This window comes from Nonomuraea sp. NPDC049750, assembly GCF_040659625.1.
Classification (GTDB): Bacteria; Actinomycetota; Actinomycetes; order Streptosporangiales; family Streptosporangiaceae; genus Nonomuraea.
Map to the genome: position 1 here is coordinate 453,059 of NZ_JBFANB010000004.1, position 24,471 is coordinate 477,529.

Sequence of the window (24,471 nt, forward strand, 5' to 3'; positions counted from 1 at the left end):
CGGCCAGGCTGAGGACCCCGGTAGGGCGGTCCTTTCCGCACACCTCCAGGCCCGTGGTCCTGCCGCACCGGTCCCTCACGCGGATCCCGCCGCACACCTCCGGCACTCGTAGGCCCTACGCGACCCCATAGGCCCTTCGCGACGCACGCTGCCAAGCGCCGTGCCTGTCGAGACTATTCGCAACCCCCGAAGGCCCTTCGCGATCCCGTAGACCCCTTTCGCGAGTTCACCGCCGCGGGGCCAGCGACACGTCCCCGCACAAGCCCGCCGAACACCCCCTCCGCACACCCACGCCCATCCGGGCGCGTTCACAGCGCGGGCCCATCGGCACCCCCCACCGCCCGCGCCCGCACGCCCACGCCCATCCGGGCACATTCACAGCGCAGGCCCAGCGGCACCTCCGCCGCCCACACGCCGCACTCTCACCCTGCCCGCACGCCCACACACGCAGGCCCGGCCACGCAGGTCCAGCGGAGTCTGGCCGTCCAGGTACCCACCGCGTTCGCCCAGATGGGGCCCGGGAAACGGCGCGTTCGCCTAGCGATATCGAACGCCAGTTCGTATAATGGACCAATGCATCTCGACATGAAAGGCCTACCAGGGTTGTGGCGGCCGCCGATCGTCGAACATGCCGCGACGACGTTCTCGACCGCCGGCCGCGGCGGCGAGGCGCGTTATCTGCTGGCTTGGGGCGATACGGAAGGAGAGCGGTGGGGATTCCTGCTATGGCCCCCGCAGACGCTGAACACCGACGGCGGCACCGAGCACATGGGCCAGGCCCAGTGGGTGCGCTGGCAGGACATCCGGCCGGTGACCGGCGAGGACTACAGCACCGTCCCGCTGTGCGATCCAATGTGAACCACCTCCTGACGCGCCACTGAGAACGTGCGGGCAGACCGGACGGGGCTCGTACGCCGAGCAGGTCGGGCCCCGCAGAGCGAGCATGTTGAGGCGCGTGGAGCGGATCTGAGCACTCGGGACGAGCAGATCGCGCGGCGACGAAAGGCGGAACACCACTCGCCTTCGTCGCCGCGCGGTTGCGTCCGGCGCGTCCCCGCTGCAAGCCGCCGACATGGTCACACGTCCAGACGGTGCCGGTCGGCTCGGGGGCCGTGTGCCGGTCAGTTCGGGGGCCGTGTGCCGGTCAGCGCGAGGATCGTTCATGCCGTGGTGGGCACGGCGATGTTCTGCTCGTAAGCGGTGCCGCCGGGAAGGCGGAAGGCTTCATCGGGGCCGGGACTTCGCGTGTTTTCGGGGCGGGCCGTCTCGGCGGAGTCAGTCGTGAAAGGCTGTCAGCACCTGGCCTGGCTGTTGAGGAGAGCGACCAGAGGCAGCAGCGGAGTGGCGCTGGCCCAGGCCAGCAGCAGGGCGATCACCGTTGAGAGCTGGACGGCCTGACGTTCCCCTGCCGAGGGACCACATTGGCTTACCGTTCAATTCTGCGGAGATCCTCCTCGACCCCCTGTCCGCCCAAGTCCGTGGCGTTCGATCGCCTGCATGCGGCGTCTTCGGGCATGCTTCAGGCGTCGCGCTCCGCTTCCACCGGCTTGGCGGGGTCGTCCTTGGTCGGGATGGTCTGCTGGCCCTCGCCTGGGTCGGTGTGTTCGCTCGTGTTCGCGTTGTCCGGCTGCCCACTCGCCGCCGACGTCGGCGGCGCGAGCGGTGTGGTCAGCCGGCCAGGGGGACCTCGACCGGGAGTTGGGGTTGAGCGGGGACGCCCAGGATCTCCTGGACTACGGCGACGAAGGTGTCGGCCTCGGCCAGGAGCTCGTCCGCGTCGGCCGCGCTGACGCCACGGACCATGCCGGCCTCGGCGGCGGCGCGCTTGGCCGCGCTCACCGAGAAGTAGGCGGCCCATTCCGCGAGCTTGGGCTCCGCCTCCGGGAGCAGCTCCCAGGCGCTGCGCAGGCGGCGCCTGCGGCCTTCCATGGGGCGTGGGCGGGCGGCCAGGATCGCCGCCGCCGCTCGTAGGGCTGCCAGGTGCGCTGCCACGTATCGGGATGCCGGGGTGCGAGCGGCTGTCGCCTCCGCCAGGCAGGAATGTGAATCCGTCAGGTGCGCCCTAACTGCGGGCGACAGCCGGGGCCCCTGCGTATCGCTGAGCCTTGGTGCCATCTTGCGCGCCTCCTTGGAGTCATGGCGGCTCCCGGCGTCTCCGCCGGTGAAGCCAGGTTCGCAGACTCCACCGACAATTCCGCCGGGCTGGCCGGACGAGGAGCTTCCCCGCACCCCGTCCGGCCAGGACGCGCCCACTCGTCTCCGCCGACGACGAGGACACGCCCTTCGCCCTGGAGCCTGATCGCGGGTCTCGCTTGGGGGAAGCGAACGGCCCGCGACCAGGTCCTACGACGTGAGCCGCGAGCCTCACGTCACTAGGTCGAACATAATTTCGATCACGCTCGGTGTCAACCTGTTCTACGAACATAGATTCGATCAGCGTGGGAGAGGTGGACGACACACCCATTGACGTGCGGCGGGACGAGATTGGGGACCAAGGTTGAGGGACCAAGGTTGAGGGACGGGCAAAGGCGTGCAGAGGACATACGAGAGGCATGCGACGCGCAAGGGCCGGTCCGCGACCAACTGGCCGACGCCTCAGCAGGTCCGCGAAACTGACGCATCCGCGCCGGGTATCCGCAACCGAGGCCCGATAGCCGGGTATCCGCAACCGAGGCCCGATAGCCAGGTGTCCGCAACCGAGGCCCGATAGCCAGGTGTCCGCAACCGAGGCCCGATAGCCAGGTGTCCGCAACCGAGGCCCGATAGATGGTCGGCCGATAGGCGGTCGGCCCAGTAGAGGGTCAGCCCGATGGACGCGCGTCCCAGAAGACGGTCGCGGCGACGGCGGGGAAGGTTCGGGCTGGGCGAGCCGTAAGACGGCCGGCCAGACCGGTACGACAGAAGGCACCCGCCGTCGACGCGAAGGACCCAGCAAATCGAAATCAGACCACCGAGATGGCGCCTGACGGGCACAGCGTCACGGCGCGGCGGACGGCTTCTTCCAGTTCGGCCGGTGGGGTGGAGTCAAGGACCACCACGGTCCCCTCCTCCTCGCTCTGGTCGAATATCGCCGGCACCGTCAGCGCGCACATGCCCGCACCGATGCACACCGTCGTGTCTGCCTTGATCTCCATCATTGACCTACCAGGTGACAGGGAGGCGGTGCACACCATAGATGCTCATGTCCGAGCGCATCGGCACCTCCTCCGGTGATATGGCCAAGCGTAGGCCGGGGAAGCGCCGCAGGAGCGCCGGGTAGGCGATGCGCATCTCGGCCCGGGCCAGTTGCTGGCCGAGGCACTGGTGGATGCCGTGGCCGAACGTGAGGTGGCCCGTGGCGGGCCGGGTCAGGTCGAGGGCGTCGCCGTCCGGGAAGCGGGAGGAGTCGCGGTTGGCCACCGGGAGGTGGATCGTGACCGAGTCGCCGGCCTTGATGAGCCGGCCCTCGATCTCGACGTCCTCCAGCGCGCTCCTGACCGGACCGAGGTGGATGATCGTGAGGTAGCGCAGGAGCTCTTCGACACCGTTCTCGACCGCGGACGGGTCATCGCGCATGAGGGCGAGCTGGGCGGGGTTGGTGAGCAGCGCGTACGTGCCGAGGCCGAGCATGTTCGCGGTCGTCTCGTGGCCGGCCACCAGCAGCAGGAACGCGACGCCCGTGAGCTCCTCGTCGTTCAGTTCGCCGTTCTCGATGAGCCCGCTGAGCAGGTCGTCCTCCGGCTGCGCGCGCTTGCGCTGGATCAGCCCGTACAGGTACGCGGAGATGCGCGTCACCGCGGCCACGGCGTCCTCGGCCTTGATCTCCAGGTTGACGAGCACCTTGGTGTCTTCCTGGAACTGCGCCCGGTCCTCGTACGGCACCCCCAGCAGCTCGCAGATCACCAGCGACGGGATCGGCAGCGCGAACTCCTGCACCAGGTCCACCGGCTTGGCCGCGGCCTCCATGGCGTCCAGGCAGGCGTCGGTGATCTCGGCGATCCTCGGCTCCAGCTCCTTCATCCTGCGCACGGTGAACTGGCCGGTGAGGAGCTTGCGGTAGCGGGTGTGCTCGGGGGCGTCCATGCGCAGGAAGAACCCGGGCGGCACCCGGAAACCCTGTTCCTTCGCGAGCTGCAGCCGGGCCGGGATCGGCGGGTGGATGAGCTCGGGGCGGTTGCTGAAGCGCGCGTCGGCGAGCACGGCGCGGGCGGCGGAGTAGCCGGTCACGATCCAGCCGAGGTGCCCGTCGGCGTAGGTCATGCGGTGGATCGGCGTTTGTTCTCGCAGCTCGGCGATTTCGTCAGGTGGATCGAAGGGGCGCTGGCGGGTGGTGGTGAGGGTCAGATCCGACATGGTGCGACTCCTTTCGCTTGGTCAACTCCACCAGAAAACCTCATTCGCTGCAAAACTTCAATGGATGAAAATCCCTAAGTTTGGCGGTACAGTTCCCGGCATGGTGGGACTACGAGAGCGCAAGAAGCAGCGCACACGCCGGGCGCTGATCGAGGCCGCGCTCCGGCTGTTCGACGAGAAAGGCTTCGAGGAGACCACGCTGGCCGAGATCGCGGCCGAGGCCGAGGTGTCGACGCGGACGTTCTTCAGCTACTTCGCCAGTAAGGAGGACGTGCTGTTCTTCGACAGCGCGACGCGCGTGTCGCTGGCCGTGGAGATGATCTCGTCCAGAACGCCCGGCGAGCACGTGGCCGACCTGCTGCTGCGGCTCATACGGACGAGCCTGCGGTGGGCGAGCGACGACGACTTCCGAGTGATGGACGCGCCCCTGCGGATGCGGCTCATCATGACCGTCCCCTCCTTGCAGGCACGGGCGCTGCATCTGCTGTTCGACAGCCAGCTCCAGCTGACGCGAGCGCTGGAGGACGCCTTTCCCGACGAGCTCGACCACGTGGACGCGGCGGCGGCCGTGGGCGCGCTGATCGGCGCCACCAAGCTCGCGGTCATCTCCACCATCAACCGGGGCGGGTCGATGGAGCAGGCGGAGGAGTCGGCCATGCGCGCCGCCCAGATCGCCCTGCGCGGCCTTTCATCAATCGGATAAGCCCCCGTCGCCAATTGGATAAGTCGGATACCACCAGGGCCGACTAAACCGAGCGCAGGCGGATCAGTGCGCTGGCGTAGTCGCCCGGAGGCAGGTCCGGTCGCAGGCCCGCCGACATCAGCAAGGCTCCGTGATGCAGCTGCCCGGTGTCCTCGTCCAGGTAGCGGCCCAGCGGGTCGAGCCCGGCCAGGCGGAGCGGCACGAGCGGCGTCCCGTGCGCGACGGGCCCCCGCCAGGCGAGTACGACCGTCCGGTCGCCGTAGGTGTACTGCACGCCGTACTCGAGCCTGTCCTGCCGCCCGAGCTGGACGACGGGCCTGATGTCCTTGTAGACGGCGACCAGCGCGGCGGCCTCGGCCAGCTCGGCCGGGCTCCACTTCAGCAGGTCGCCGCCGAGGCCGAGCGCGCCGGCCATGGCGACGTGGAAGCGGAAGCTGAGCGGGGTGAGGCGGCGGGTGAGCGGGTTCGGGCTGTCGGTGACCCAGGCGGCCATCACGCGGGCCGGGTAGATCTGGCTGAAGCCGTGCTGGATGGCGATGCGGTCGTGGGCGTCGGTGTTGTCGGAGGTCCACACCTGGTCGGTGCGGGCCAGGATGCCCAGGTCGGTACGGCCGCCGCCACCCGCGCACGCCTCGATGCGCAGGTGCGGATGGTCGGCGCGCAGGCGATCCATGATCGAGTAGACGGCTCGCACGTGGTCGATCCAGAGCCGGTCCTGGTCGGCGACGCCGGGCCAGCCCGCCTCGGTGAAGGCCCGGTTGAAGTCCCATTTCAGGAAGTCCACGCCGTGTTCGCCGACCAGCCGGTGCAGCCACTTGTGCGCCCAGTCCGCGACGTCGGGCCGGGCGAAGTTGAGGACGAGCTGATTGCGCAGCAACGTACGCGGGCGGCCGGGCATGTGCAGCACCCAGTCGGGGTGGGCGCGGTAGAGGTCGCTGTCGGGATTGACCATCTCGGGCTCGACCCAGAGGCCGAACCGCATGCCCAGCCCGTGTACCTCGTCGATCAGCGGAGCCAGCCCGGAGGGGAAGCGGTCCGGGTTCGGCCACCAGTCGCCGAGCCCGGCGCTGTCGCCGGTGCGCCCGCCGAACCAGGCATCGTCCATGACGAACAGCTCCACCCCGGCGCGGGCGGCGAGCGCGGCCAGCTCCTTCTGGTTCGACTCGGCCACCTCGAACCCGACGGCCTCCCAGGCGTTGTAGACCACCGGGCGCAGCTCGTCCGGCTCGGGCAGCACGTACCCGGTGACGTGCTCGTGCCAGCGGCGGCTGGCCCCGCCGAACCCGTCGGGCGCGTACACGCCGGCGAACACCGGCGTCACCCACTCCTCCCCCGGCTCCAGCCGCCAGGTGAGGCCCTCGTGGCCGAACCCGCCCGTCCACCCCGCGCTCCCCGAGGGGTCGCGGGTGACCGTGATGCGCCAGCTGCCGCTCCAGGCCAGCGCGCAGCTCCACACCTCGCCGTGGCGCTCGCCCGCGTCGCCGCCGTCGACGGTGAGCCACGGGTTGGCGTGGTGGCTGCTCAGCCCCCGCCTGCTGGTCAGCGTCGTCTCGCCCACGGTGAGGTCGGTACGGCGCAGCCCGTGCTCGGCGCTCCACCCGCCGACGGCGTGGCTGAGCCGGTACCCGGAAAGCCGCGGAACGCTCCACGCGGCCGAGTCGCACCGCAGGATCGTCACGGGCACCTCGGAGCGCAGCGCGGTCCACCGTTCCACGACGTCGCCGCGCACCCGGTAGTGCAGGTCCACCTCGAACGGCTGGACGGCGTCCCGGAAGTGGACCGTCAGGTGTCCCCCGTCGATCGTGTGGCCGAGATGGCGCCAGTCGACGCCCCGGGCCCCGTCGGGGAAGGCGATCTGCAGCGACGGAGTGCCGAAGCGCGCGCCCGCCTCGGTGCCGAGCTCCTCGGCCGGTCCTGCGCCGTCGAAACTGCTCGCGGCGGGTGCCGCCGGGCGGGGCAGCGACGCCGCCTGCTCCTGGGTCAGAAGGGGTCCCCAGTGCAGGTGGACGGGGGTATCGTCGGCGTCGAGCCCGAGGACGTAGCTGGCGGTTGAGGTGGGCAGCAGATACGTACGGCTGGCCGCGTCGAAGGTCACCGAAGGCATGTCCCGGAGCCTAGATCGATGGGCCCTTCGAATCAATTCTTAACGAAGTTAATTAGTGTTACGATGCCCATCATGCCTGCACCGCTCACCACTCCCGCGGCGGCCACCGTGTTCACCATGGTCCTGACGCAGGGGCCGGTCTCCCGGGTGGAGATCGCCAGGCGGACGGGGCTGTCGTCCGCCGCCGTCACCAAGGCGGCACGCCCGTTCATCGAGGCGGGCTATCTGGAAGAGCTGGAGGCCACGGACCGGCCGGGGCCCGGCGCGGGCCGGCCGGCCAGCCCGCTGGCCATCAAGCCGGACCGGGAGTTCTTCACCGGTGTGAAGATCACCGACGACGAGCTCATCGGCGTCGTCACCGACCTGCGCGCCCAGGTGCTCGTCGGCGCGCACCGCCCCCTGACGGCGTCCTCGCCCGAGGACGTGGTGGCGACGCTGGCCGACCTCGTGTCCGAGCTGCTCGCCGCCGACCCGGCCTACCGGCAGCGCTGCCACGCCCTGGGCCTGGCCGTGTCGGGCGATGTGGACAAGGCGCATGGCATGGTGCGCTACTCCCCCTTCCTCAACTGGCGGCAGGTGCCGCTGGCCCGGCTGGCCGCCGAGGCGACGGGGCTGCGGGTCACCGTCGAGAACGACGTCAAGTCCCTCACCGTGGCCGAGCAGTGGTTCGGCGAGGGCATCGGCGCGTCGTCGTTCGCGGTGGTCACGGTGGGGGTGGGCATCGGCTGCGGGCTGGTGGTGAACGACCGGATCGTGGCCGGCTCGCACGGCGTCGCCGGGGAGATCGGGCACGTCCCGGTCGGCGGCGAGGAGCCCGCGTGCCACTGCGGAGGGCGCGGCTGCGTCGAGGCGATCGCCGGGACCGCGCCCATCGTGGCCGCGATCCGCGCGGCCACCGGCGACACGTCGCTGACCATCGACGCGGCCATCGACGCCGCCCACGCGGGCGACGTGGCGGCGCGCGAGGTGTTCGCCAGGGCGGGGCACGCGATCGGGCTCGCCATGGCGGCCATGGCGAACCTCATCGGGCCCGAGCGCATCATCGTGACCGGCGACGTACAGGGGCTGGCGGCCTACGACCTGTTCGAGGAGCAGATCAGCCGGTCGTTCGCGAGCCAGGCATTCGGGGCGGCGGCCGACTGCCAGATCTTCCTGCGCCCCCGGCCCTTCGAGCAGTGGGCGCGCGGCGCGGCCTCGGTCGCCATCCAGACCTTCTTCACTCTCCAGGAGCGACAGTGACTCAGGAGTGGCAGTGACCGCGACGACCGGGATCTGGCAGCCGCACGACCGCGCTCCGGGCGAGACCCGCGAGGTACGCCTCCACGCGGGCGCGACGGAGCTGACGGCGACGGCGGCGGCCGAGCTGACGTGGACCGTCACCGAGGACGCCGAGGGCGTTCACGAGGTGCGGATCACCCCGGACCGGCCCGCGGCCGTCCGCGTGGCGTGGCGGGCGCCGTGCCTGGCAGCCACGGCCTTCTGGGCGCCCGACGGCGGCGAGCACAGAGGGCTGCCGCCGTTCTGGCGCAAGCCCCGGGTGGCCGCCCTGGAGAAGAACGCCCCTGTGGGCTGCCTGGTGGGTGCCGGTGACGTGTCGCTGTGCACGTACGCCGTCGGCGAGGTGGTCCGGCCGGTGCACATCCGTACGGGGGTGGTGGAGGAGACCGGCGACTTCGGCTTCTGGGCCGAGCACGACGCCGAGCCCGGCGCCGGCCTGGTGCTGCGACTCGACCTCACCGGACGGCCCTTCGCCCGCACGCTCGCGGACGTGGCCGAGTGGTGGCGGGGCAACGTCCACGAGAACGAGTGGGCGCGGGGCGACGCCCGCGAGCCTGCGGACGCGGCCGAGGGGTGGCGCGGCCCGGCGGGAGAGGTGCCCGACGTGGCACGGATGCCCGCCTACTCGACCTGGTACGCCATGCAGCAGCACGTCGACGCCGTGAGCGTGGAGCGGCAGGCGGGCCCGGCGGCCGAGCTGGGCTGCCGGGCGATCATCGTGGACGACGGCTGGCACAGCGACGACCGCGGGCGCGGTTACGGGCACGTCGGCGAGTGGGAGCCCTCCGCCACGTCTTTTCCCGATATTTCAGGACACGTGGCGGCGGTCAAGCAGGCGGGGCTCGCCTACCTGCTCTGGTACGCCCTGCCGTTCGTCGGCCGCCACACCGCGCTCTGGGACCGCGTACAGCCCTACTCGCTGGCCTACAAGGAGCACATGAACGCGGTCATCGTCGACCCGCGTTACCCCTACATCCGCGAACTCCTCGCCGGCCACCTGACCCGCGCGGTCCAGGAGTGGGGCATGGACGGCCTGAAGATCGACTTCATCGACCAGTTCGCCGTGGAGGACCCGCCCGAGCCTGGGCCCGAGGCCGACTGCGCGACGGTCAACGAGGGCGTGCGCAGACTCCTGGCCATGCTCCCCCGCGACTGCCTGGTGGAGCTGCGCCAGCCGTACGTGAGCCCGGGGCTGTGGCCGTACGCGACGATGGTCCGCGCCTCGGACTGCCCGCTCAGCCCCGCGCACAACCGCCAGCGCACGGTGGACCTGCGCCTGATCGCCGGGCCCCTGGCCGTGCACGCCGACATGCTGATGTGGCACCCGGACGAGACCCCGGAGCGGGTCGCGGCGCAGCTGGTCAACGTGCTGTTCGCGGTCCCGCAGATCTCGGTGGACCTCACCACGCAGACGCCCGGGCAGCTGGAGGTGCTGCGGTTCTGGCTGGGCTTCGTCAAGGAGCACGCCGATGTGCTGCAGCGCGGCGCGTTCGAACCGGCCCGTCCCGATCTGGTCTACCCGCAGGTCACGGCCCGCGCAGCGGACACGATGATCACCGCCCGCTACGCGCCGCTGCCGGTAACGGTCCCGGCAGCGGGCACGTTCTGGCTGGCCAACGCCGACGACTCGGCCGACGTGCTGCTCCAGGTCGGCCACTCCGGTACGGCCCGCGCCAGGGTCCAGACCTGCCGGGGCCGTACGGTGGACGACACGACGCTGGAGCTGTCCCCCGGCATGCACGCGATCACCGTGCCCACCGGCGGGCTGCTCCGGCTGGACCTGGGTTCAGAAGCCGCCTTGTAGGCGCTGGACCCGAGCCCAGAAGCCGCACCGTGCTGTGCCCGTTGGAGACGAAGGAGTGTCGCGATTTGTAGGCGTAGCAACTGCTGAAGAGCACTTGCTGGGATTGACGCGCTCCTCGCGCTGAAGAGGCGAGGATTCCTGTGCTGCTTACGCAGCAGTCCATGCCGCGTTAGCAGCACGAGCTGTGGAACAGGATGCTTGACGCTTCACCGACCCGCCTACCGGCAAGTCTCCACGTCCTGTCACCGCCCGGCGGCCTCGTCGTACCGATGAATCCAGAAAGTGATCTCACGGCCAGCTTGGTTATCGCTTGTACGTTCGATCACGAGAACCTTACCGTACGTGATCGAGACATCGCAAGCAGTTCCGGTGCCGCGAGGGCCAGCGCGCCGCCCGCCACGAGTAAACCGCGTCTGCTGAGGTCGTGTGCCATGTGGCCTGACTCCGTCCTTAGGGGGTGCTACGGCCCACGCCCCAGCAGGGCGTGGGCCGTACGGGCTCAGCTGATGACGATCTTGTCCAGCTCGGGACCCCTGGCCGTCAGGCTGAAGAACCGGATCGTGTTGACCCCGGCCACCAGGTCCACCGGCACGGTCGTGGTCGTCACGGTGTCCTTGGTCCCGGTCATCGGCACCTGGATGGAGTCGGCCCCGTTGACGCTGACCGCGAACGTCTGCGCGCCGTCCACCAGCGCGTGCACGGTCATCCGCCGGGTGCCGGTGGTCTCCGACAGCACGCCCTTGACCACGGCGTAGTCGTAGACGTTGCCGCCGATGAGGATCACCTTCCGGCCGCCCGAGCAGACCGCGCAGTAGGCGGGCTCGGCCGCGCCCTCCCACACGTTGCCCACTCGCTCGGCCTCGTAGGCGCCCGGACTCCGGTCCGGCGCCGGGAGCTTGACCGGCGGCGTCGCCGGGCCGAGCTGCCACGCCTTGAGGTCCTTGACCAGCAGGTACGTCTCCTGCAGCCCGGCGCTCTTGATGCTGCGGTAGATGCCCCACTTGGGCCGGTTGTACTGCTCCTGGGTCCACCACAGGTCGATGTGCTCGATCTTCTGGTCGGCGATCGTCCGACGGCCGTCCGACAGGGTCCAGCGCATGTAACCGTCGTCGCTCGACTTGAACTCCAGCGTGGTGGTGACCCACTTGTTCTGGATGGGTTCCAGGTCGGCGGTGGCGAAGTCGTGCGAGGTGTTGTCCGGGAGCGTCCAGTAGCGGGCCGCGATCTTCTGCACGCCCCCGATGACCGGCAGCGAGATCTGCGCGATGGGGGTGCCGACGTCGGAGTTCTTGAGCTGCCAGATGTGGGTGAAGGAGGTGGTCGCGTCGAGCGTGTCCGGGATGTACATGCGGTAGCTGATCCGCCAGGTCTCGTCCTTGCGGATCTCCAGCGGGGCGCCCTTGCCGTCGCGCATGCCGCGTACCTCGTTGCGCATGCGGTCGGAGCCGTCGCGGTCCTCCAGGTGGGCGGTGAAGCGCCAGGCGTCCTTGTCGGTGGAGACGTGCGGCAAGCCCTCGGGATGGGAGCCGCGCCGGTCGTCCTCCAGCGCCTCGAACGCCTGGACACCGTCCTTCTTGACGCTCGGATCCCAGCGCAGTTCCCAGCGCGGCGGCCAGGCCGCCTGGGTCTGCGACGGCCCCTCCGACGGGGTGGGGGTGCGCGCCGCCACCGCGGGGGTGGCGGTCGCGATCAGGGCGAGCGTGGCGAGCGCACCCGCGAGGCGGATGCCGTACTTCTTCACGGGTTGGCTACCTCGTCGGTGTCGGCCGCGCCGGCGGTCTGCTGTTCGGCGCGCAGGTTTCTGACCAGCAGGTACGTGTTCTGCAGGCCGGAGCTGTTGATGCTGCGGTAGATGCCCCACTTGGGGCGGAGGTAGTCGGTGTCGGCGCGCCAGAGGTCGGTGTTGTCCAGGCGCTTGTCGACCAGCGTCGTCGAGCCGTCCTTGAGCGTCCAGCGCAGGTAGCCGTTGTCGGCGGCCTTGAACTCGAAGGTGGTGTCGAGCCACTTGCCCTGGATCGGGTTCAGGTTGGTGTTGCCGACCTCGTGCGTCTGCTCGTCCTCGTCCCAGTAGCGGACGTTGATCTTCGGGGTGCCGCCCGAGATGGGCAGCGACATCGTGTAGAGGGGCGCGCCGGAGCCGGGCACCTTCATCTGCGCGATGTGGGTGAAGGAGGTGGTCGCGTCGAGCGAGGTCGGGATGTACAGCTGGTAGGAGATGCGCCAGACCTGGTTCTTGAGGATCTTGATATACGAGCTGCTGCTCGTCCGCATGCCCTTGACCTCGTTGCGCTGCCGGTCGTCGCCGTCGCGGTCCTGGGTGTGCATGTCGAAGCGGTAGGCGTCGCCGGAGACGTAGATGTGGGTGACGCCGGAGTGGGAGTCGGAGCGGTCGTCCTCGATGCCCTCGAATGCCTGGGCGACTGTCTGACTGGCGGGGTTCGGGTTCCAGCGCTGCGTCCAGACGGCCGCGGCGGTGGAGGTCGAGGCGGAGGCGGGTATCGCCGATAACGAGACGAGGGTGACGGCGGCGAGGGTGCCGCTCAGGCGCTTGATCATGAGGTCTCTCTCCTCAGATGGAGGGTGAACCCGCCGTTGGGGGATACGGCGAGGTCGAGCTTGCCCCCGGCCGACACCGTCGCCGTCTCGGCGAGGATGCCGTCGTCGGGGGCGTCCCGGTAGATCTCGGCCGTCCACTCCCCTTCGTCCAGGAAGTCGAGCGGCACGGTGAGCGTGCGGGCCTCGCCCGACACGCCCGCGCCGACGTACCATTCGCCGCCGCTCCTCCTGGCCAGCAGGATGTGGTCGGCGGGGTCGCCGGACAGCAGCCGCGTGTCGTCCCATGCGGTGGGGACGCCGGACAGCAGCCGCAGCGCCTCGGGCCTGGCCTCGTAGGCCTCGATGCCGTCGGCGAAGTGCTGGACGCCCGATTCGAAGATCACGGACAGCGCGAGCTCGAATCCGGCGGAGATGGTGCGGACCGCGGTGAAGGTGCACGGGGTGAAGTCCATCGGGCCCTGCACGTTGCGGGTGAACGCGAGCGACAGGTAGTGCGCGGGCGGGTAGAGCGGCAGCTTGCCGGGCTTCGGCTTGATCCACTCGGCGCCCTTGACCGCCTCGGCGGTCATGAACTGCGGCCAGGTGCGCTCGGTGCCGCGCGGGATCGTGCCGCCGTGGAAGACGACCATGAGCTTCAGCCGGGCGGTGGCGGCCAGGATGGAGTCGAACCAGCGCATCCGGTCCTGGCCGTCGGACTCGGTGAAGTCGATCTTGACACCGACGGCGCCCCACTCCTTCCAGAGCGCGAGCTTCTCGCGGTGTTCCAGCTCGGTGTCGACGTGCTGCCAGTGCGACCAGAGCCAGACGCCGACGTTCCTGGCCGCGGCGTAGGCGATCAGCTCGGGCATCCACTGCTTGTTCCATCCGGCGTCGGCCAGCACGTACGGCCAGCCGTGCGCGGCGGCGAAGTCGACCCAGCGCTTCTGCTCGTCCAGGTCACGGGTGGAGGGGCCGTCGGACCACCACGACCAGGCCGCCGCGCCGGGCCGGATCCACGAGGTGTCGTCCACCGCCGAGGGCGCGGCCAGGCTGGTCACCAGGTCGCTGGCGACGATGGTGGCCAGCTCGCCGATGATCATCGTGCGCCACGGGGTGACGAGCGGGCTGGCCGCCGTCACGTACGGGTCGGGCAGGTCGAGGCGGAAGGCGTGGCCGTCGAAGCGCAGCCGGGTGCCCGCGTAGCCGCTGTCCAGGTTCGACTCGGTGACCAGCAGCCAGGTGTCGCCGATCTGGAAGAGCGACGGGTAGCCGTACAGGATGGGCTCGGCGTCGGCGACCTGGCCATGCCGGTGGATCTCCTCGTAGTCGCAGCGCCCGTTCTCGTACGGCAGGAGCACCGCACGGGCCTCCCCCGGCACCACATACTCCGAAATTTCATCAGTTATGGTCACCGGTCCGGTCCACGGCACCACGTACCGATACGCCACGCCGTGGCCGCCTATCCGCACCTCCAGGTAGAGCCGGTGCGCGCCCTTGGTGAACGACAGCGTCCACTCCTTGGCCGCGTACTGGTGCTCTCGCCGCTTGCCGGTGACCGTCTCATAGGACTCCGTCACCTGCCGGGACGACATCCCGTCGAAGACCAGGCCGGTGCTCAGGTCCTCGTGCGCGGCCCGCAGGCCCAGCCTGGACGGCCGCACCACCACCCGGCCGTCGCGCCGCACCTCCAGGGTCGGCTCGCCATCGGCCGAGAGCTCGATCGCGACTTCCAGGTCTTCGTCACTGAGCGTCCATTGCGACACAGGGCCTCCAAGCAGAGATAGGAGGAGTGAGCCGAACTCATCGGCAACCCACTCGGGCCCGCCGGCTCGGGCATGGCAGCCGACGCCAACCCCACTGAGCTCCTCACAACGTGCCTGAGCCTAGGTTGCAAGCGCTTGCAATTCAATTCTTGACGAAGTTAATTACCAGGTCTACGGTACGGGCCATGCCTCGCGCATCGGACGATGACGGATCCACACATCGGATCTCTCCCGCTCGGCTGGCCGAATTCCAGCGCCGGACGTGGCGATGGCAGTGATCGAGCTCTTTCTCTGAAAGGCCCACCCCATGGAGATGAACCGTCGGCAGATGCTGGCCCTGGCAGTGGCGGCCGCGGCCATGCCCGCGCTGTCGGCCTGCGGCGACAGCCGTCAGTCGAAGCAGGCCGCAGCCCCGGTCAAGTCGGGCGCGCAAGTGATCGACCCGAACCGGCCGGCCAGCGATGACTGGCCGTTCGAGGAGGCCGAGCAGCTCAACAACTCGCTGACCTGGCCGAAGACGGACGTTCCCGACCCGGCGTCCAAGGTCGTGATCACGCTGGGGTTCACCACGGACGCCGTCACCGAGGTACGCAACGCGCAGTTCGACTTCTTCTTCAAAAAGCGCCACCCGAACATCGAGATCAAGCGCGAGTCGGCGCCGTTCGACCAGTTCCTCACCAAGTACATGGCGCAGGCCGCTGGCGGCTCACTGCCTGACGTGCTCTACAACCACTACTCCTGGACGCAGAACCTCATCGCCAACAAGATCCTGCAGCCGCTGGACGACTACATCGCCAAGACGCCCGAGTTCGACATGAACGACATCCCGCAGCGCGGGCTCGGCTACTTCAAGCGGGACGGCGCGCTGTACGGGCTGCCCACCGACATGGCGCCCAAGCTGCTCTTCTACAACAAGGACCTGTTCGACAAGGCCGGGCTGGACTACCCGGACGAGAGCTGGACGTGGGACAAGCTCTTCGAGACGGCCAAGAAGATGACCAGCGGGTCGGGGGCGGAGAAGATCTACGGCGTCTCGCCGATGCCCAAACCCGCGCCGGACCTGAGCTCCGTCTACCTGATGCCGTACGGCGGGCGGTTCCTGGACGCGGCCGAGTCCAAGGTGCTCATCACCGATCCGAAGGCCAGGGACGTCATGGCCCGCTGGATGGACCTGCTGCTCAAGGACAAGGCGGTGCCCAGCCTGGCCGAGCTGCAACTGCTGGAGAAGGTCGATCCGTTCAAGTCCGGGCACGCGGCCCTGTTCCTCAACGGCGCGTGGGTCATGCTGGAACTGTCCAAGCAGAAGGCGTTCAAGTGGGGCGCCACGCAGGTGCCCAAGGGGCCGGAGGGCCGCACCACTCCGGCCGTGGGCAGCGCGCTGGTGATGGCGGCCTCGTCGCAGAACAAGGACGCCGCCTGGATCTACATGCACGAGTTCCTGTCCGCCTCCGGCTACAAGTTCCGCCGGATCGCCGCGCCGGCCCGCCAGTCCGCGTGGGAGGACACCGCCAAGGCGCTCGACATCCCGGCGGAGCAGGCGGACCTGGTCAAGAAGATCATGGCCGACTACGCCTCGGACGACGGCGTGCTGCGGCTGCCGGCCAACAAGAAGGTCGTGGACACCGCCATACCGATCTGGGAGCGGGCGCAGCTCGGCAAGATCGGCGTGGACGACGCGCTGAAGGAGATCGCCGACAAGGTCACACCGGTCCTGGCTGAGAACAAAGTCGCATGACCGCGGTGAGCGCCCGCGGCACTCTGGCCCGCAGGGAGGCGCGGCGCTTCTACCTGTTCACCTCGCCGTGGACGATCGGCTTCGTGCTCTTCAGCGTGGGCCCGATCCTGGCCGCGATAGTGCTCAGCTTCATGAAGTGGAACCTGCTCCAGTCGCCGACATGGGTGGGCCTGGCCAACTACGAGCGCATGTTCAACGACCCCGAGTTCTGGGAGTCGATCGGGAACACCGTGGAGTACGGCGTGGGCGCGGTGACGCTCGGCGTGACGTTCACGTTCCTGCTGGCGTTGCTGCTCAACCAGCCGCTGCGCTTCCAGGGCCTGTTCCGTACCGTGATGTACCTGCCCTCGGTGGTGTCGGGCCTGGCCACCGCGCTGCTGTGGCTGAACATCCTGCACCCCGACTACGGGCTGATCAACAAGGTGCTGGCCTCGATCGGCATCGAGGGGCCCGGGTGGCTGGCCTCGCAGGAGTGGGCCATCCCCGGGCTCGTGCTGATGAGCGTGTGGGGCGCGGGCAACACGATCGTCATCTACCTGGCCGGTCTGCAGGGCATCCCGAAGACGCTCTACGAGGCGGCCGAGATCGACGGCGCCGGGTGGTGGCGGCGCTTCTGGAGCGTGACGGTGCCGATGATGTCGCCGGTCATCTTCTTCAACGTGGTGACCGGGTTCATCGCCGCCCTGCAGAGCTACGTGCTCATCCTCGTCATGACCGAGGGCGGCCCCGGCAACGCCACGATGGTGCTGGGCCTCTACATCTACCGGCACGCCTTCGTCTATTTCGACATGGGCTACGCGGCCACGCTGTCGTGGGCGATGTTCGTGCTGGTCATCGCCGTGACCGCGATCCAGTTCAGCCTGGCCAGGCGCTGGGTGCACTACGAATTCAAGTGAGGTACGCCGATGCTCGTCGAGACCGCGGCGCATGATCGGGCGCCCGCGCGCACCAGGCCGGGGCCGCCCCTGTCCGTGGAGCAGGCCGAACGGATCAGGCGGATCCGGCGCACCGGCGCCTACGTCCTGCTCATCGTCAGCTCGGCGGTGTTCCTGCTGCCGTTCCTGTGGATGTTGACGACCTCGCTGAAGTCCGACGCGGACAACCTGGCCTTCCCGCCGCAGTGGCTACCTGACTCCTTCCACTTCGAGAATTACGTCAAGGGCTGGTCGGGCTCGCTGCCGTTCACGAAGTTCCTGATGAACACCATCGTGATCACCGCGCTGTCCATGGCCGGCAACCTCCTCTCCTGCGTGCTGCCCGCCTACGCCTTCGCCAGGATGCGGGCGCCGGCGGCCGGCATCATGTTCGGCGCGCTGATGGCGACCATGATGATCCCCCGCGAGATCACCCTGGTGCCGAAGTTCATCATGTTCTCCAAGCTCGGCTGGGTGGACACCTATCTGCCGCTGATCGTGCCGGAGTTCTTCGGCGTGGCGCTCTACATCTTCCTGCTGCGGCAGTTCTTCACCACGATCCCGCAGGAGCTCATCGACGCCGCCCGCATCGACGGCGCCTCGGAACTGCGCATCCTGTGGAGCGTCATGCTGCCGCTGGCCAGGCCGGCGATCGCGGCGATCTGCCTGTTCTCCTTCGTCGGGAACTGGAACCAGTATCTGGAGAACTCCATCTACCTCCGGTCGGTGGATAAGATCACCCTCGCACAAGGGCTGGGCATGTTCAGCGGCCAGTACGTTACTCAGTACAACCAGATGATGGCCGTCTCGATCATCTCCATGATGCCCATCCTTATCGTCTTTTTCCTGGCCCAGAAAACGTTCATCCGGGGCGTGACGCTGACCGGAATCGCAGGAAGGTGAGCTGTTTGAACTACGAACGCCAGCCGTACAGGAGATGTGGCCGCAGCGGTCTGCGACTGCCCGCGGTCTCGCTTGGCCTGTGGCACAACTTCGGCGGCGGCAAGCCGCTGGACAGCCAGCGGGCGATCCTGCACAAGGCGCTCGACCTTGGCATCACCCATTTCGACATCGCCGACAGATACGGTCCACCGCTCGGGGCCGCCGAGTCGACGTTCGGCACGATCTTCCGTCAGGACCTGCGCGGTCACCGCGACGAGATCGTGGTCACCACCAAGGGCAGCAACCCCATGTGGGACGGCCCTTACGGCAAGGGCAACTCGCGCAAGCACCTGCTGGCCACGCTGGACCGCTCGCTGGACCGGCTCGGCCTGGACTTCGTGGACATCTTCTACCTGCACCGCGACGACGAGGAGACGCCGCTGGAAGAGCAGGTGAGCACGCTCGACCACATGGTGCGCACCGGCCGTGTCCTCTACGCCGGGGTCTCCAACTTCTCCCCCGAGCGTACGGCGGCGGCCGCCCGGCTGATGCGCGAGCTCGGCACCCCGCTGGTGGTGCACCAGCCGGTGTACTCGATGGTCAGGCGGGGCATCGAGGAGTCGCTGCTGGGCGTGCTGGAGCAGGAGGGCATGGGCTGCGTCGTCTACTCGCCGCTGGCGCAGGGCCTGCTGACCGACCGCTATCTGAACGGCATCCCCGCGGACTCGCGGGCGGCCGAGGGCCGCTTCCTCACGGCCGACCGGGTCACGCCGGAGATGCTGGCCTTCGTCCGCGCCCTGGGCGAGCTCGCCTCGGCCCGCGGGCAGTCGGTGGCCCAGCTGGCGCTGGCCTGGGCCCTGCGGGACCCGCGTATCACGTCGGTCCTGGTGGGCGCGTCGAGCCCCGAGCAACTGGAGGCGAACGTCGCGGCCGTCGACCGGCTCGACTTCACCGGCGACGAACTGTCCCAGATCGACCGGGCCGCCAAGGAAGCGGGTGTCGATGCGTAGCAAGCTTCATCTGGCGCCGACGTGATAGCCCTCCCCAGGGTGGGCCTGGGCGGCGGACCCCTCGGGAACTACCTCCATCCCATCTCCGACGCCCAGGCCCAGGCCGTCATCGACACGGCCTGGGCGGACGGGGTCCGTTACTTCGACACGGCCCCGTTCTACGGCTTCGGCTTGGCCGAGCAGCGCCTGGGCGAGGCGCTGCGCGGCCGCCCCCGGTCGGAGTACCTCCTGTCGACCAAGGTCGGCCGCCTGGTCCGGCCCGGCGCCAACGGGTCGCCCGGGGCGGGCATCTTCGCGGTGCCCGACGATCGGCACGTCGTGTGGGACTTCACCCGCGACGGCGTCCTGCGCAGCGTCTCGGACTCCCTGGAGCGCCTCGGCCTGGACCGGATCGACATCCTGCTCATCCACGACCCCGACCACCACTGGCCGCAGGCCCTGGACGAGGCCTACCCCGCCCTGGCCGACCTGCGCGCCCAGGGTGTGGTGCGGGCGATCGGCGTTGGCATGAACCAGTCGCGGATGCTCGTCGACTTCGTCAAGCGCGCCGACCCGGACCTCCTGCTCGCCGCCAACCAGTGCACGCTGCTGCGCCGGTCGGCGTTCGAGGAGCTGTTGCCCCTGTGCCAGGAGCGCGCCATCCCCGTCGTCGCGGCCAGCCTGTTGCACCGCGGCGAGCTGGCCGGGCCATCGGCCGACGCCTCCGAGGAGGTGCGGCGGGTCGCGGCAGCCTGCCGGGAGCACGAGGTCCCGATCACGGCCGCGGCCCTGCAGTTCCCGTTCCGGCATCCCGCGGTGCACTCGATCCTGGTCGGTGCCCACGAACCAGAGCAGGTCACCGCCAACCTGGCCGCCCTGCGCCACCCCGTACCCGACGCCCTGTGGCAGGACCTGGGACCTAGCTGATCGGCTCCTTGTAGACGAGCAGGTAGCGCCAGAACAGCAGGCGACGGATCGAGGCTCCGGGCAGCAGCGCCGCCGCCTCGGCGGTGATCTCCGGCAGCGTCATCATGGCCTTGGCGACCACCGTCTCGGTGGGAGCCTCCGCCTCCTGCGGCCGGGCCGCCGAAAGAAGGCGCGCGGCCGCGTTCACCGGCACCGCGCACAGGCTGACCGCGTAGTCCGCGGGCACGCTCTCCCGATAGCAGCCCAGGATCGCGAGCACCCCGCCGGGAGCGAGCGATCCGCGTAACCGGCTGACCGTCTCGAAGGGCACATGGTGGATGCTGGCCAGGCACGAGACGAAGTCGTACTTGCCTCGCGGCAACTCGGCCACCGCGATGTCGGCGTGCTCGTACCGTACGGGACCCGGGATCGAGCGGGCCGCCTCGACGGCCTCGGCGGAGGAGTCGATCGCGTCGACCACCAGCCCCCGCGCGGCCAGCCGCCGCGCGAACAGCCCGGTCCCGCAGCCCACGTCCAGGGCGGTCCCGGCGCCCTCGGGGATCTGCTTGAGCAGAAGCGGATGATAGTGGTCATTGTGACTGAACGACATGACACGCAAAGCTACCGCTGCGGAAGCAGCTTGATCGTGCTTTCGGCGTGCCGTTCCACCTGGGCGCGGCTGTACAGGAGCGGGAAGTAGTCGCCCGTCCGCCAGCGCTCCGCCAGATCCCGGTAATGCGGGCTGCGCGGATCGCCGGACTGGCCGGGGGCGTTGACCGCGCGGGAGTCGTCCCATTTGCCGACGTCGAGCACCATCTTGAACGACGCTCCGGACGACTGCTGGTAGGTGGCGGCGTTGTAGGAGGAGGCGTCCACCGTGTACGCCGAACCGCCCCGGGGAAAGGGACCCACGTTCGCGCCGACGGGGCTGGTGAACTCCGTGTACTGCAGCGCGCCCCACTTCCACAGCCGCGGGTCGGCACCGAGCCGCCCGGCGACCTCACGGTAGGCGGCGGCCAGCGTCGTGGCCAGCAGGTCGTCCCGCACGGTCTTACCGTCGGTCCCGAACCAGCGTTCCGGGTTCTCCAGCGCGTCGATCAGCACGCGGACGTCGAGGACGGGGATGGCGTCCGCCACCGCCGGCGGCAGCACGGCGCGGCGGAAGGCGGGCACCAGGTGACGCGAGAGCCACGGCTCGAACAGGGCCGCCTCGGGCGAGTCCGCGTCCGTCGCCCCGCCCCAGGGCCGGAGCAGCGCCAGCGCCCGCTGAGTGTCCGGATCCGCGCTCGTCAGGCCGGCGAGCACGCGCACGATCCGCTGGGCGGGCTTGGACACCTTGTCGGCCTGCAGACGGATCGAGTCCTCGACCGAACTCCGTGGCCTCGCCGCGAGCACCTCGTCGATCCGCTGCTTGCGGTAGGGAGGATCCCACTCGAACCCCACCTGGATCGGGTGGTTCGCGGGCAGGTCGAACTCGTTCGCCGAAGAGATCAGCCCTCGCGGCGGATTGTAGGAGCGAGGCAGCCGGGCCCCGTCGTAGAAGCCCTTCCATTCGTAGCGGCCGTCGCCCGGCACGGGCAGCAGGCCGTCATAGCCGTTGCGCCGGGGGGTGAGACCGCCGGGCACCCAGCCGATGTTGCCGGAGGTGTCGGCGTACACCTGGTTCTCGGGCGGACCGCCCCACGTGCTCATGGCCGCGGCGAACTGCTTGAAGTCGCGGGCGCCCATGTACGTCAGGCTGCCGAAGTAAGGGGACGTGCCGGGCTCCAGCCAGGTGGTGCGCAGGGCGTACGCGAGGTTGCGCGGCTTGTCGATCTTGAGCACGGGACCGTGCCTGGTGAAGGGCAACTCCACGTCGACCGGCGAGCCGCCCGCGACCGGCACCTTCTCGGTGATCGTCGTGAAGCGCTCCCAGCCGTCGCCGTACCGGTACCTGCCCGGGTCGGCGGGATCGAGCTGGTAGACGTAGAGATCTTCCTGGTCGGTGCCGAAGATGGTCAGGCCGAAGGCGACCGTGCCGTTGTGGCCGATCGAGATCCCCGGAAGCGCGGGTTCACCGGCCCCGATGACGTCGATCCCGGGCGCCGACAGATGGGCCATGTAGCGCAGGGAGGGCGCCGTCAGCGACCGGTGCGGGTCGCTGGCCAGGATGGGACGGCCCGTCGCGGAGCGGCCCGGCGAGACCGCCCAGCTGTTGCTGCCTTCACTGGCCGCAGGGTCGGCAGGGGCCAGGCGTAGCGCGCCGTTCTGGAAGACCACGCCCCGCGTGGCCAGATCGTAGGTCCGCAGCACGTCCACGGGCACGGAGCAGGGATCGAGCCCTTTGGGCAGAGTCGTGGTGTGTTCGGGTTCCAGCTGCCACAGGGCTCCGGCGGCCTCGATTCCGCCCGCGCAGGCGATGAGCGAGCGGAGCACCTCGCTGAAGACGTTCTTGGAGATGCCGTGGCTTCTGATCCGCACCACGTCCTCCGGCCGCCAGAGCGCGGGCGTGTATCCCAGCTGCCGGAACTCGGGCGGCATGCGGTCCGGATTCCGTTCGAGCCACCGTACGTAGGCGTTGACACCCTCGGTGAAGCGGGTCGCCGCCTGCTTGGCTCCGGGGCCGTAGCTCGCCCATTCCCGGTCCATGTTCCCGCGATACAGGAACATCCTCGTCGCCTTGTCCTGCTCCACGTACGCGGAGCCGAACACCGCGGAGAGCTCTCCCAAACCGCGGCGGCGCCAGAGGTCGATCTGGAACAGCCGGTCCCTGGCGGCGTTGAACCCCTGGGCGAGGAAGAGGTCGTCGGTGTTTCGGGCGTAGATGTGCGGCACACCCCACTCGTCCACCACCAGCTCGACCGGCTGCCTGAGCCCCGGGACGACCTGCTCCGTGGCCTGCCGTGACTGCGCCACGACGGGCGGCGCCGTCAGGCTCAGCACAAGGACGGCGGCCAGCACCGCTCCGGCACGCAGGCGTCTCCGCATGGCACAGCACCTCTCGGTGGGGTCCGGGACTCCATGACAGGACGCCTGCGGTGATTTCGGCCAGGGAAGTCGGGATATTTAGGGGGCACAGCGGCGGAAAAAGCCCTCCGCCCCTCATCTGTAGGGGTTGAGTAGGGGTTCTAGGCGCATGTCTTCTGCTCGACGTCACACAGCTTGACTTCGGGGAAACGAGGTGACCGTTCGTCGAACAGCGGCTGCGGCTTCGCGCGCAGGTGAAGGTCGAAGAACGCCGCCACGTACGTGCGGGTGATCGCCATGGAACGGGCAGGGGGCAGGCCGGTGTTGCGGTAGATGCCGATCTGTTCGCCCAGCACGGCGATGTCGGTGAACGAGACGTGCTCCGCCCCCGCCACCACGAGCCAGCGCTTCCATCCCGTCAGGTTCTGCCAGAGGCCGTCCCACGAGACGTCCTTTCCGCCCGGGCTGTGTTTCGCCTGCGTGCCCAGGAAGAGGAACGGCCGCGACAACCCGCCCTTCGGAACCGGGACGAACGCGGTGCCGTCGATGTCGATCCCGGCGCGTACCCTCGGGTCCTTGAGCATGGCGCCCACGGCACTCGCGCCGCCCGCCGAGTGACCGGCCATCGCGATTCTGGACGGGTCGATCAGCGCGGCGCTCTTCCATTTGGGGTGTGCGCGTGTCAGTGCGTCCAGCACGAAGGAGACGTCAGCCGCTCTAGTCGCGCCAACCTTGTCCCAGAATGTCTGGTCCTTCTCCTTGACCTCGCAGGCCACGCAGGTGGTGATCCGGCCGCCGGGGAAACTCGTCGCGGTCTCGTACGTGTGGCCGATGGAGACCACCGCGTACCCGCTGCTCGCCAGGTCCTCGGCCAGTGCGGTGAGCGAGCTCCGTGGCTCGGTGAAGCCGGTGGAGAGCACCACCAGCGGCAGCCCGCGCCGACGACCCGCGGGTTCGGCGTCGGTGGTCGCGTTCGTCCGTGTCTTGCTGAGCAGGTCGAGCGGCAGATCGGTTATCTCCCCGTCTTTCATGAGAAGTTCGGATTCCTTGGGCGTCATGTACGGGGCCGGCTTCCGGCCGCGGGACTTCGCCGGGTACCACAGGGAGACCATGAGCTCCCTCGCCTTCACGCTGGGCACCCACGGGTCGGCGCGGGAGGTGTCCTTGAGGTACAAGGACGTGGTGCCGACCGGCTGGGACCCGGTCGGCTTGGGGAGGTACGGCGTGCCGCTCCGGACAGACGCCAGACCAGCGGAGGCGGGCCTGGCGGGGTTCGGCGACGTCGTGCGCGCGGGGCCGTCGGATCGGACCGGCCCGGCCACGGAAGCGCAGGAGGTGACGGCCGCGAAGGCGAGCAGCGCCGCGATGGCGATGACGCCTCGGCGCGGCGCCGGATTCATCACGTGACCCATGAACTGTTGTCCTTCCGGATGGGAGCGGCAGCCGCGATGGAGTCTCCACGGGCGGCCGATGGCAGCAAGCAAGCTATGCGCGCGGGAGATCCGCCCGCGTCGTCTGTCATGCCGATATCGGCCACTACTTGGGGATGACTCCCAGCCGTGTCATCCCTGCGATGTACT

19 protein-coding genes are annotated in these 24,471 nt (G+C 69.3%); 9 read left to right on the top strand and 10 right to left on the bottom strand.

Features of this window, described 5'->3' with window-relative positions:
- Positions 1-573: 573 nt before the first annotated feature.
- The gene (locus AB0J16_RS13920) at positions 574-858 is read left to right on the top strand and encodes a hypothetical protein (protein ID WP_358538367.1); all 285 of its coding nucleotides are present in this window, start codon (positions 574-576) and stop codon (positions 856-858) included.
- An 810-nt stretch (positions 859-1,668) separates the two neighbouring features.
- Here AB0J16_RS13920 and AB0J16_RS13925 read toward each other — a convergent pair.
- The 3 genes from AB0J16_RS13925 to AB0J16_RS13935 form a co-directional block, all read right to left on the bottom strand.
- The gene (locus tag AB0J16_RS13925; RefSeq protein WP_358538370.1) at positions 1,669-2,115 is read right to left on the bottom strand and encodes an SAV_6107 family HEPN domain-containing protein; all 447 of its coding nucleotides are present in this window, start codon (positions 2,113-2,115) and stop codon (positions 1,669-1,671) included.
- A gap of 827 nt (positions 2,116-2,942) precedes the next feature.
- Positions 2,943-3,134, bottom strand: coding sequence for a ferredoxin (locus tag AB0J16_RS13930; RefSeq protein ID WP_357946339.1), 192 nt, complete (start codon positions 3,132-3,134; stop codon positions 2,943-2,945).
- Positions 3,135-3,141: 7 nt separating this feature from the next.
- Positions 3,142-4,332 carry a cytochrome P450 gene (locus tag AB0J16_RS13935; protein ID WP_358538373.1) on the bottom strand — a complete coding sequence of 397 codons (1,191 nt, stop codon included), beginning with the start codon at positions 4,330-4,332 and terminating at the stop codon, positions 3,142-3,144.
- Positions 4,333-4,432: 100 nt separating this feature from the next.
- On the opposite strand from AB0J16_RS13935, the gene AB0J16_RS13940 reads away from it, so the two are divergent.
- Positions 4,433-5,035 (top strand): helix-turn-helix domain-containing protein, encoded by a 603-nt coding sequence (locus tag AB0J16_RS13940; RefSeq protein ID WP_358538376.1) that lies wholly within the window; start codon positions 4,433-4,435, stop codon positions 5,033-5,035.
- Positions 5,036-5,078: 43 nt separating this feature from the next.
- On the opposite strand, the gene AB0J16_RS13945 is transcribed toward AB0J16_RS13940, so the two are convergent.
- Positions 5,079-7,139, bottom strand: a complete 2,061-nt coding sequence (locus AB0J16_RS13945; RefSeq protein ID WP_358538379.1) for an alpha-galactosidase — start codon at positions 7,137-7,139, stop codon at positions 5,079-5,081.
- Between the two features lie 72 nt (positions 7,140-7,211).
- Here AB0J16_RS13945 and AB0J16_RS13950 point away from each other — a divergent pair, with 72 nt between their 5' ends.
- Positions 7,212-8,378, top strand: a complete 1,167-nt coding sequence (locus AB0J16_RS13950) for an ROK family transcriptional regulator (protein WP_358538382.1) — start codon at positions 7,212-7,214, stop codon at positions 8,376-8,378.
- Positions 8,379-8,391: 13 nt separating this feature from the next.
- Positions 8,392-10,221, top strand: coding sequence for a glycoside hydrolase family 36 protein (locus tag AB0J16_RS13955; protein ID WP_358538385.1), 1,830 nt, complete (start codon positions 8,392-8,394; stop codon positions 10,219-10,221).
- 499 nt (positions 10,222-10,720) lie between these two features.
- Here AB0J16_RS13955 and AB0J16_RS13960 read toward each other — a convergent pair whose 3' ends face one another.
- Genes AB0J16_RS13960 through AB0J16_RS13970 form a run of 3 tightly spaced genes read right to left on the bottom strand, consistent with a single transcriptional unit; the run spans position 10,721 to position 14,519 of the window.
- Positions 10,721-11,962: a hypothetical protein gene (locus AB0J16_RS13960; RefSeq protein ID WP_358538388.1), complete on the bottom strand. Its 1,242-nt coding sequence runs from the start codon at positions 11,960-11,962 to the stop codon at positions 10,721-10,723.
- Positions 11,959-12,777, bottom strand: coding sequence for a hypothetical protein (locus AB0J16_RS13965; protein WP_358538391.1), 819 nt, complete (start codon positions 12,775-12,777; stop codon positions 11,959-11,961). Before AB0J16_RS13965 ends, AB0J16_RS13960 begins: the two co-directional genes overlap by 4 nt.
- On the bottom strand, positions 12,774-14,519 hold the full coding sequence (locus AB0J16_RS13970) for a glycoside hydrolase family 97 catalytic domain-containing protein (RefSeq protein WP_358538393.1): 1,746 nt from the start codon (positions 14,517-14,519) through the stop codon (positions 12,774-12,776). Before AB0J16_RS13970 ends, AB0J16_RS13965 begins: the two co-directional genes overlap by 4 nt.
- 307 nt (positions 14,520-14,826) lie before the next feature.
- Between AB0J16_RS13970 and AB0J16_RS13975 the strand changes: the two genes are divergently transcribed.
- Genes AB0J16_RS13975 through AB0J16_RS13995 form a run of 5 tightly spaced genes read left to right on the top strand, consistent with a single transcriptional unit; the run spans position 14,827 to position 19,966 of the window.
- Complete coding sequence (locus tag AB0J16_RS13975) at positions 14,827-16,254, top strand: sugar ABC transporter substrate-binding protein (protein ID WP_358538395.1); 1,428 nt, start codon at positions 14,827-14,829, stop codon at positions 16,252-16,254.
- Positions 16,251-17,150 (top strand): sugar ABC transporter permease, encoded by a 900-nt coding sequence (locus tag AB0J16_RS13980; protein ID WP_358538397.1) that lies wholly within the window; start codon positions 16,251-16,253, stop codon positions 17,148-17,150. The genes AB0J16_RS13975 and AB0J16_RS13980 overlap by 4 nt, the downstream gene beginning before the upstream one ends.
- A gap of 9 nt (positions 17,151-17,159) precedes the next feature.
- Entirely contained in the window at positions 17,160-18,071 is a 912-nt protein-coding gene (locus AB0J16_RS13985) for a carbohydrate ABC transporter permease (protein WP_358538400.1), read from the top strand.
- 5 nt (positions 18,072-18,076) lie between these two features.
- Positions 18,077-19,060, top strand: coding sequence for an aldo/keto reductase (locus AB0J16_RS13990; RefSeq protein WP_358538402.1), 984 nt, complete (start codon positions 18,077-18,079; stop codon positions 19,058-19,060).
- 21 nt (positions 19,061-19,081) lie between these two features.
- On the top strand, positions 19,082-19,966 hold the full coding sequence (locus AB0J16_RS13995; RefSeq protein ID WP_358538405.1) for an aldo/keto reductase: 885 nt from the start codon (positions 19,082-19,084) through the stop codon (positions 19,964-19,966).
- Here the strand turns inward: AB0J16_RS13995 and AB0J16_RS14000 are convergent.
- The 3 genes from AB0J16_RS14000 to AB0J16_RS14010 form a co-directional block, all read right to left on the bottom strand.
- Complete coding sequence (locus tag AB0J16_RS14000) at positions 19,959-20,555, bottom strand: class I SAM-dependent methyltransferase (RefSeq protein ID WP_358538407.1); 597 nt, start codon at positions 20,553-20,555, stop codon at positions 19,959-19,961. The two genes, AB0J16_RS13995 and AB0J16_RS14000, sit on opposite strands and share 8 nt — an antisense overlap.
- A gap of 11 nt (positions 20,556-20,566) precedes the next feature.
- Positions 20,567-22,912 (bottom strand): penicillin acylase family protein, encoded by a 2,346-nt coding sequence (locus AB0J16_RS14005; protein ID WP_358538409.1) that lies wholly within the window; start codon positions 22,910-22,912, stop codon positions 20,567-20,569.
- Positions 22,913-23,052: 140 nt separating this feature from the next.
- A complete protein-coding gene (locus AB0J16_RS14010; protein ID WP_358538411.1) occupies positions 23,053-24,303 on the bottom strand; it encodes an alpha/beta hydrolase in 1,251 nt (416 codons plus the stop codon).
- Between the last annotated feature and the right edge of the window lie 168 nt (positions 24,304-24,471).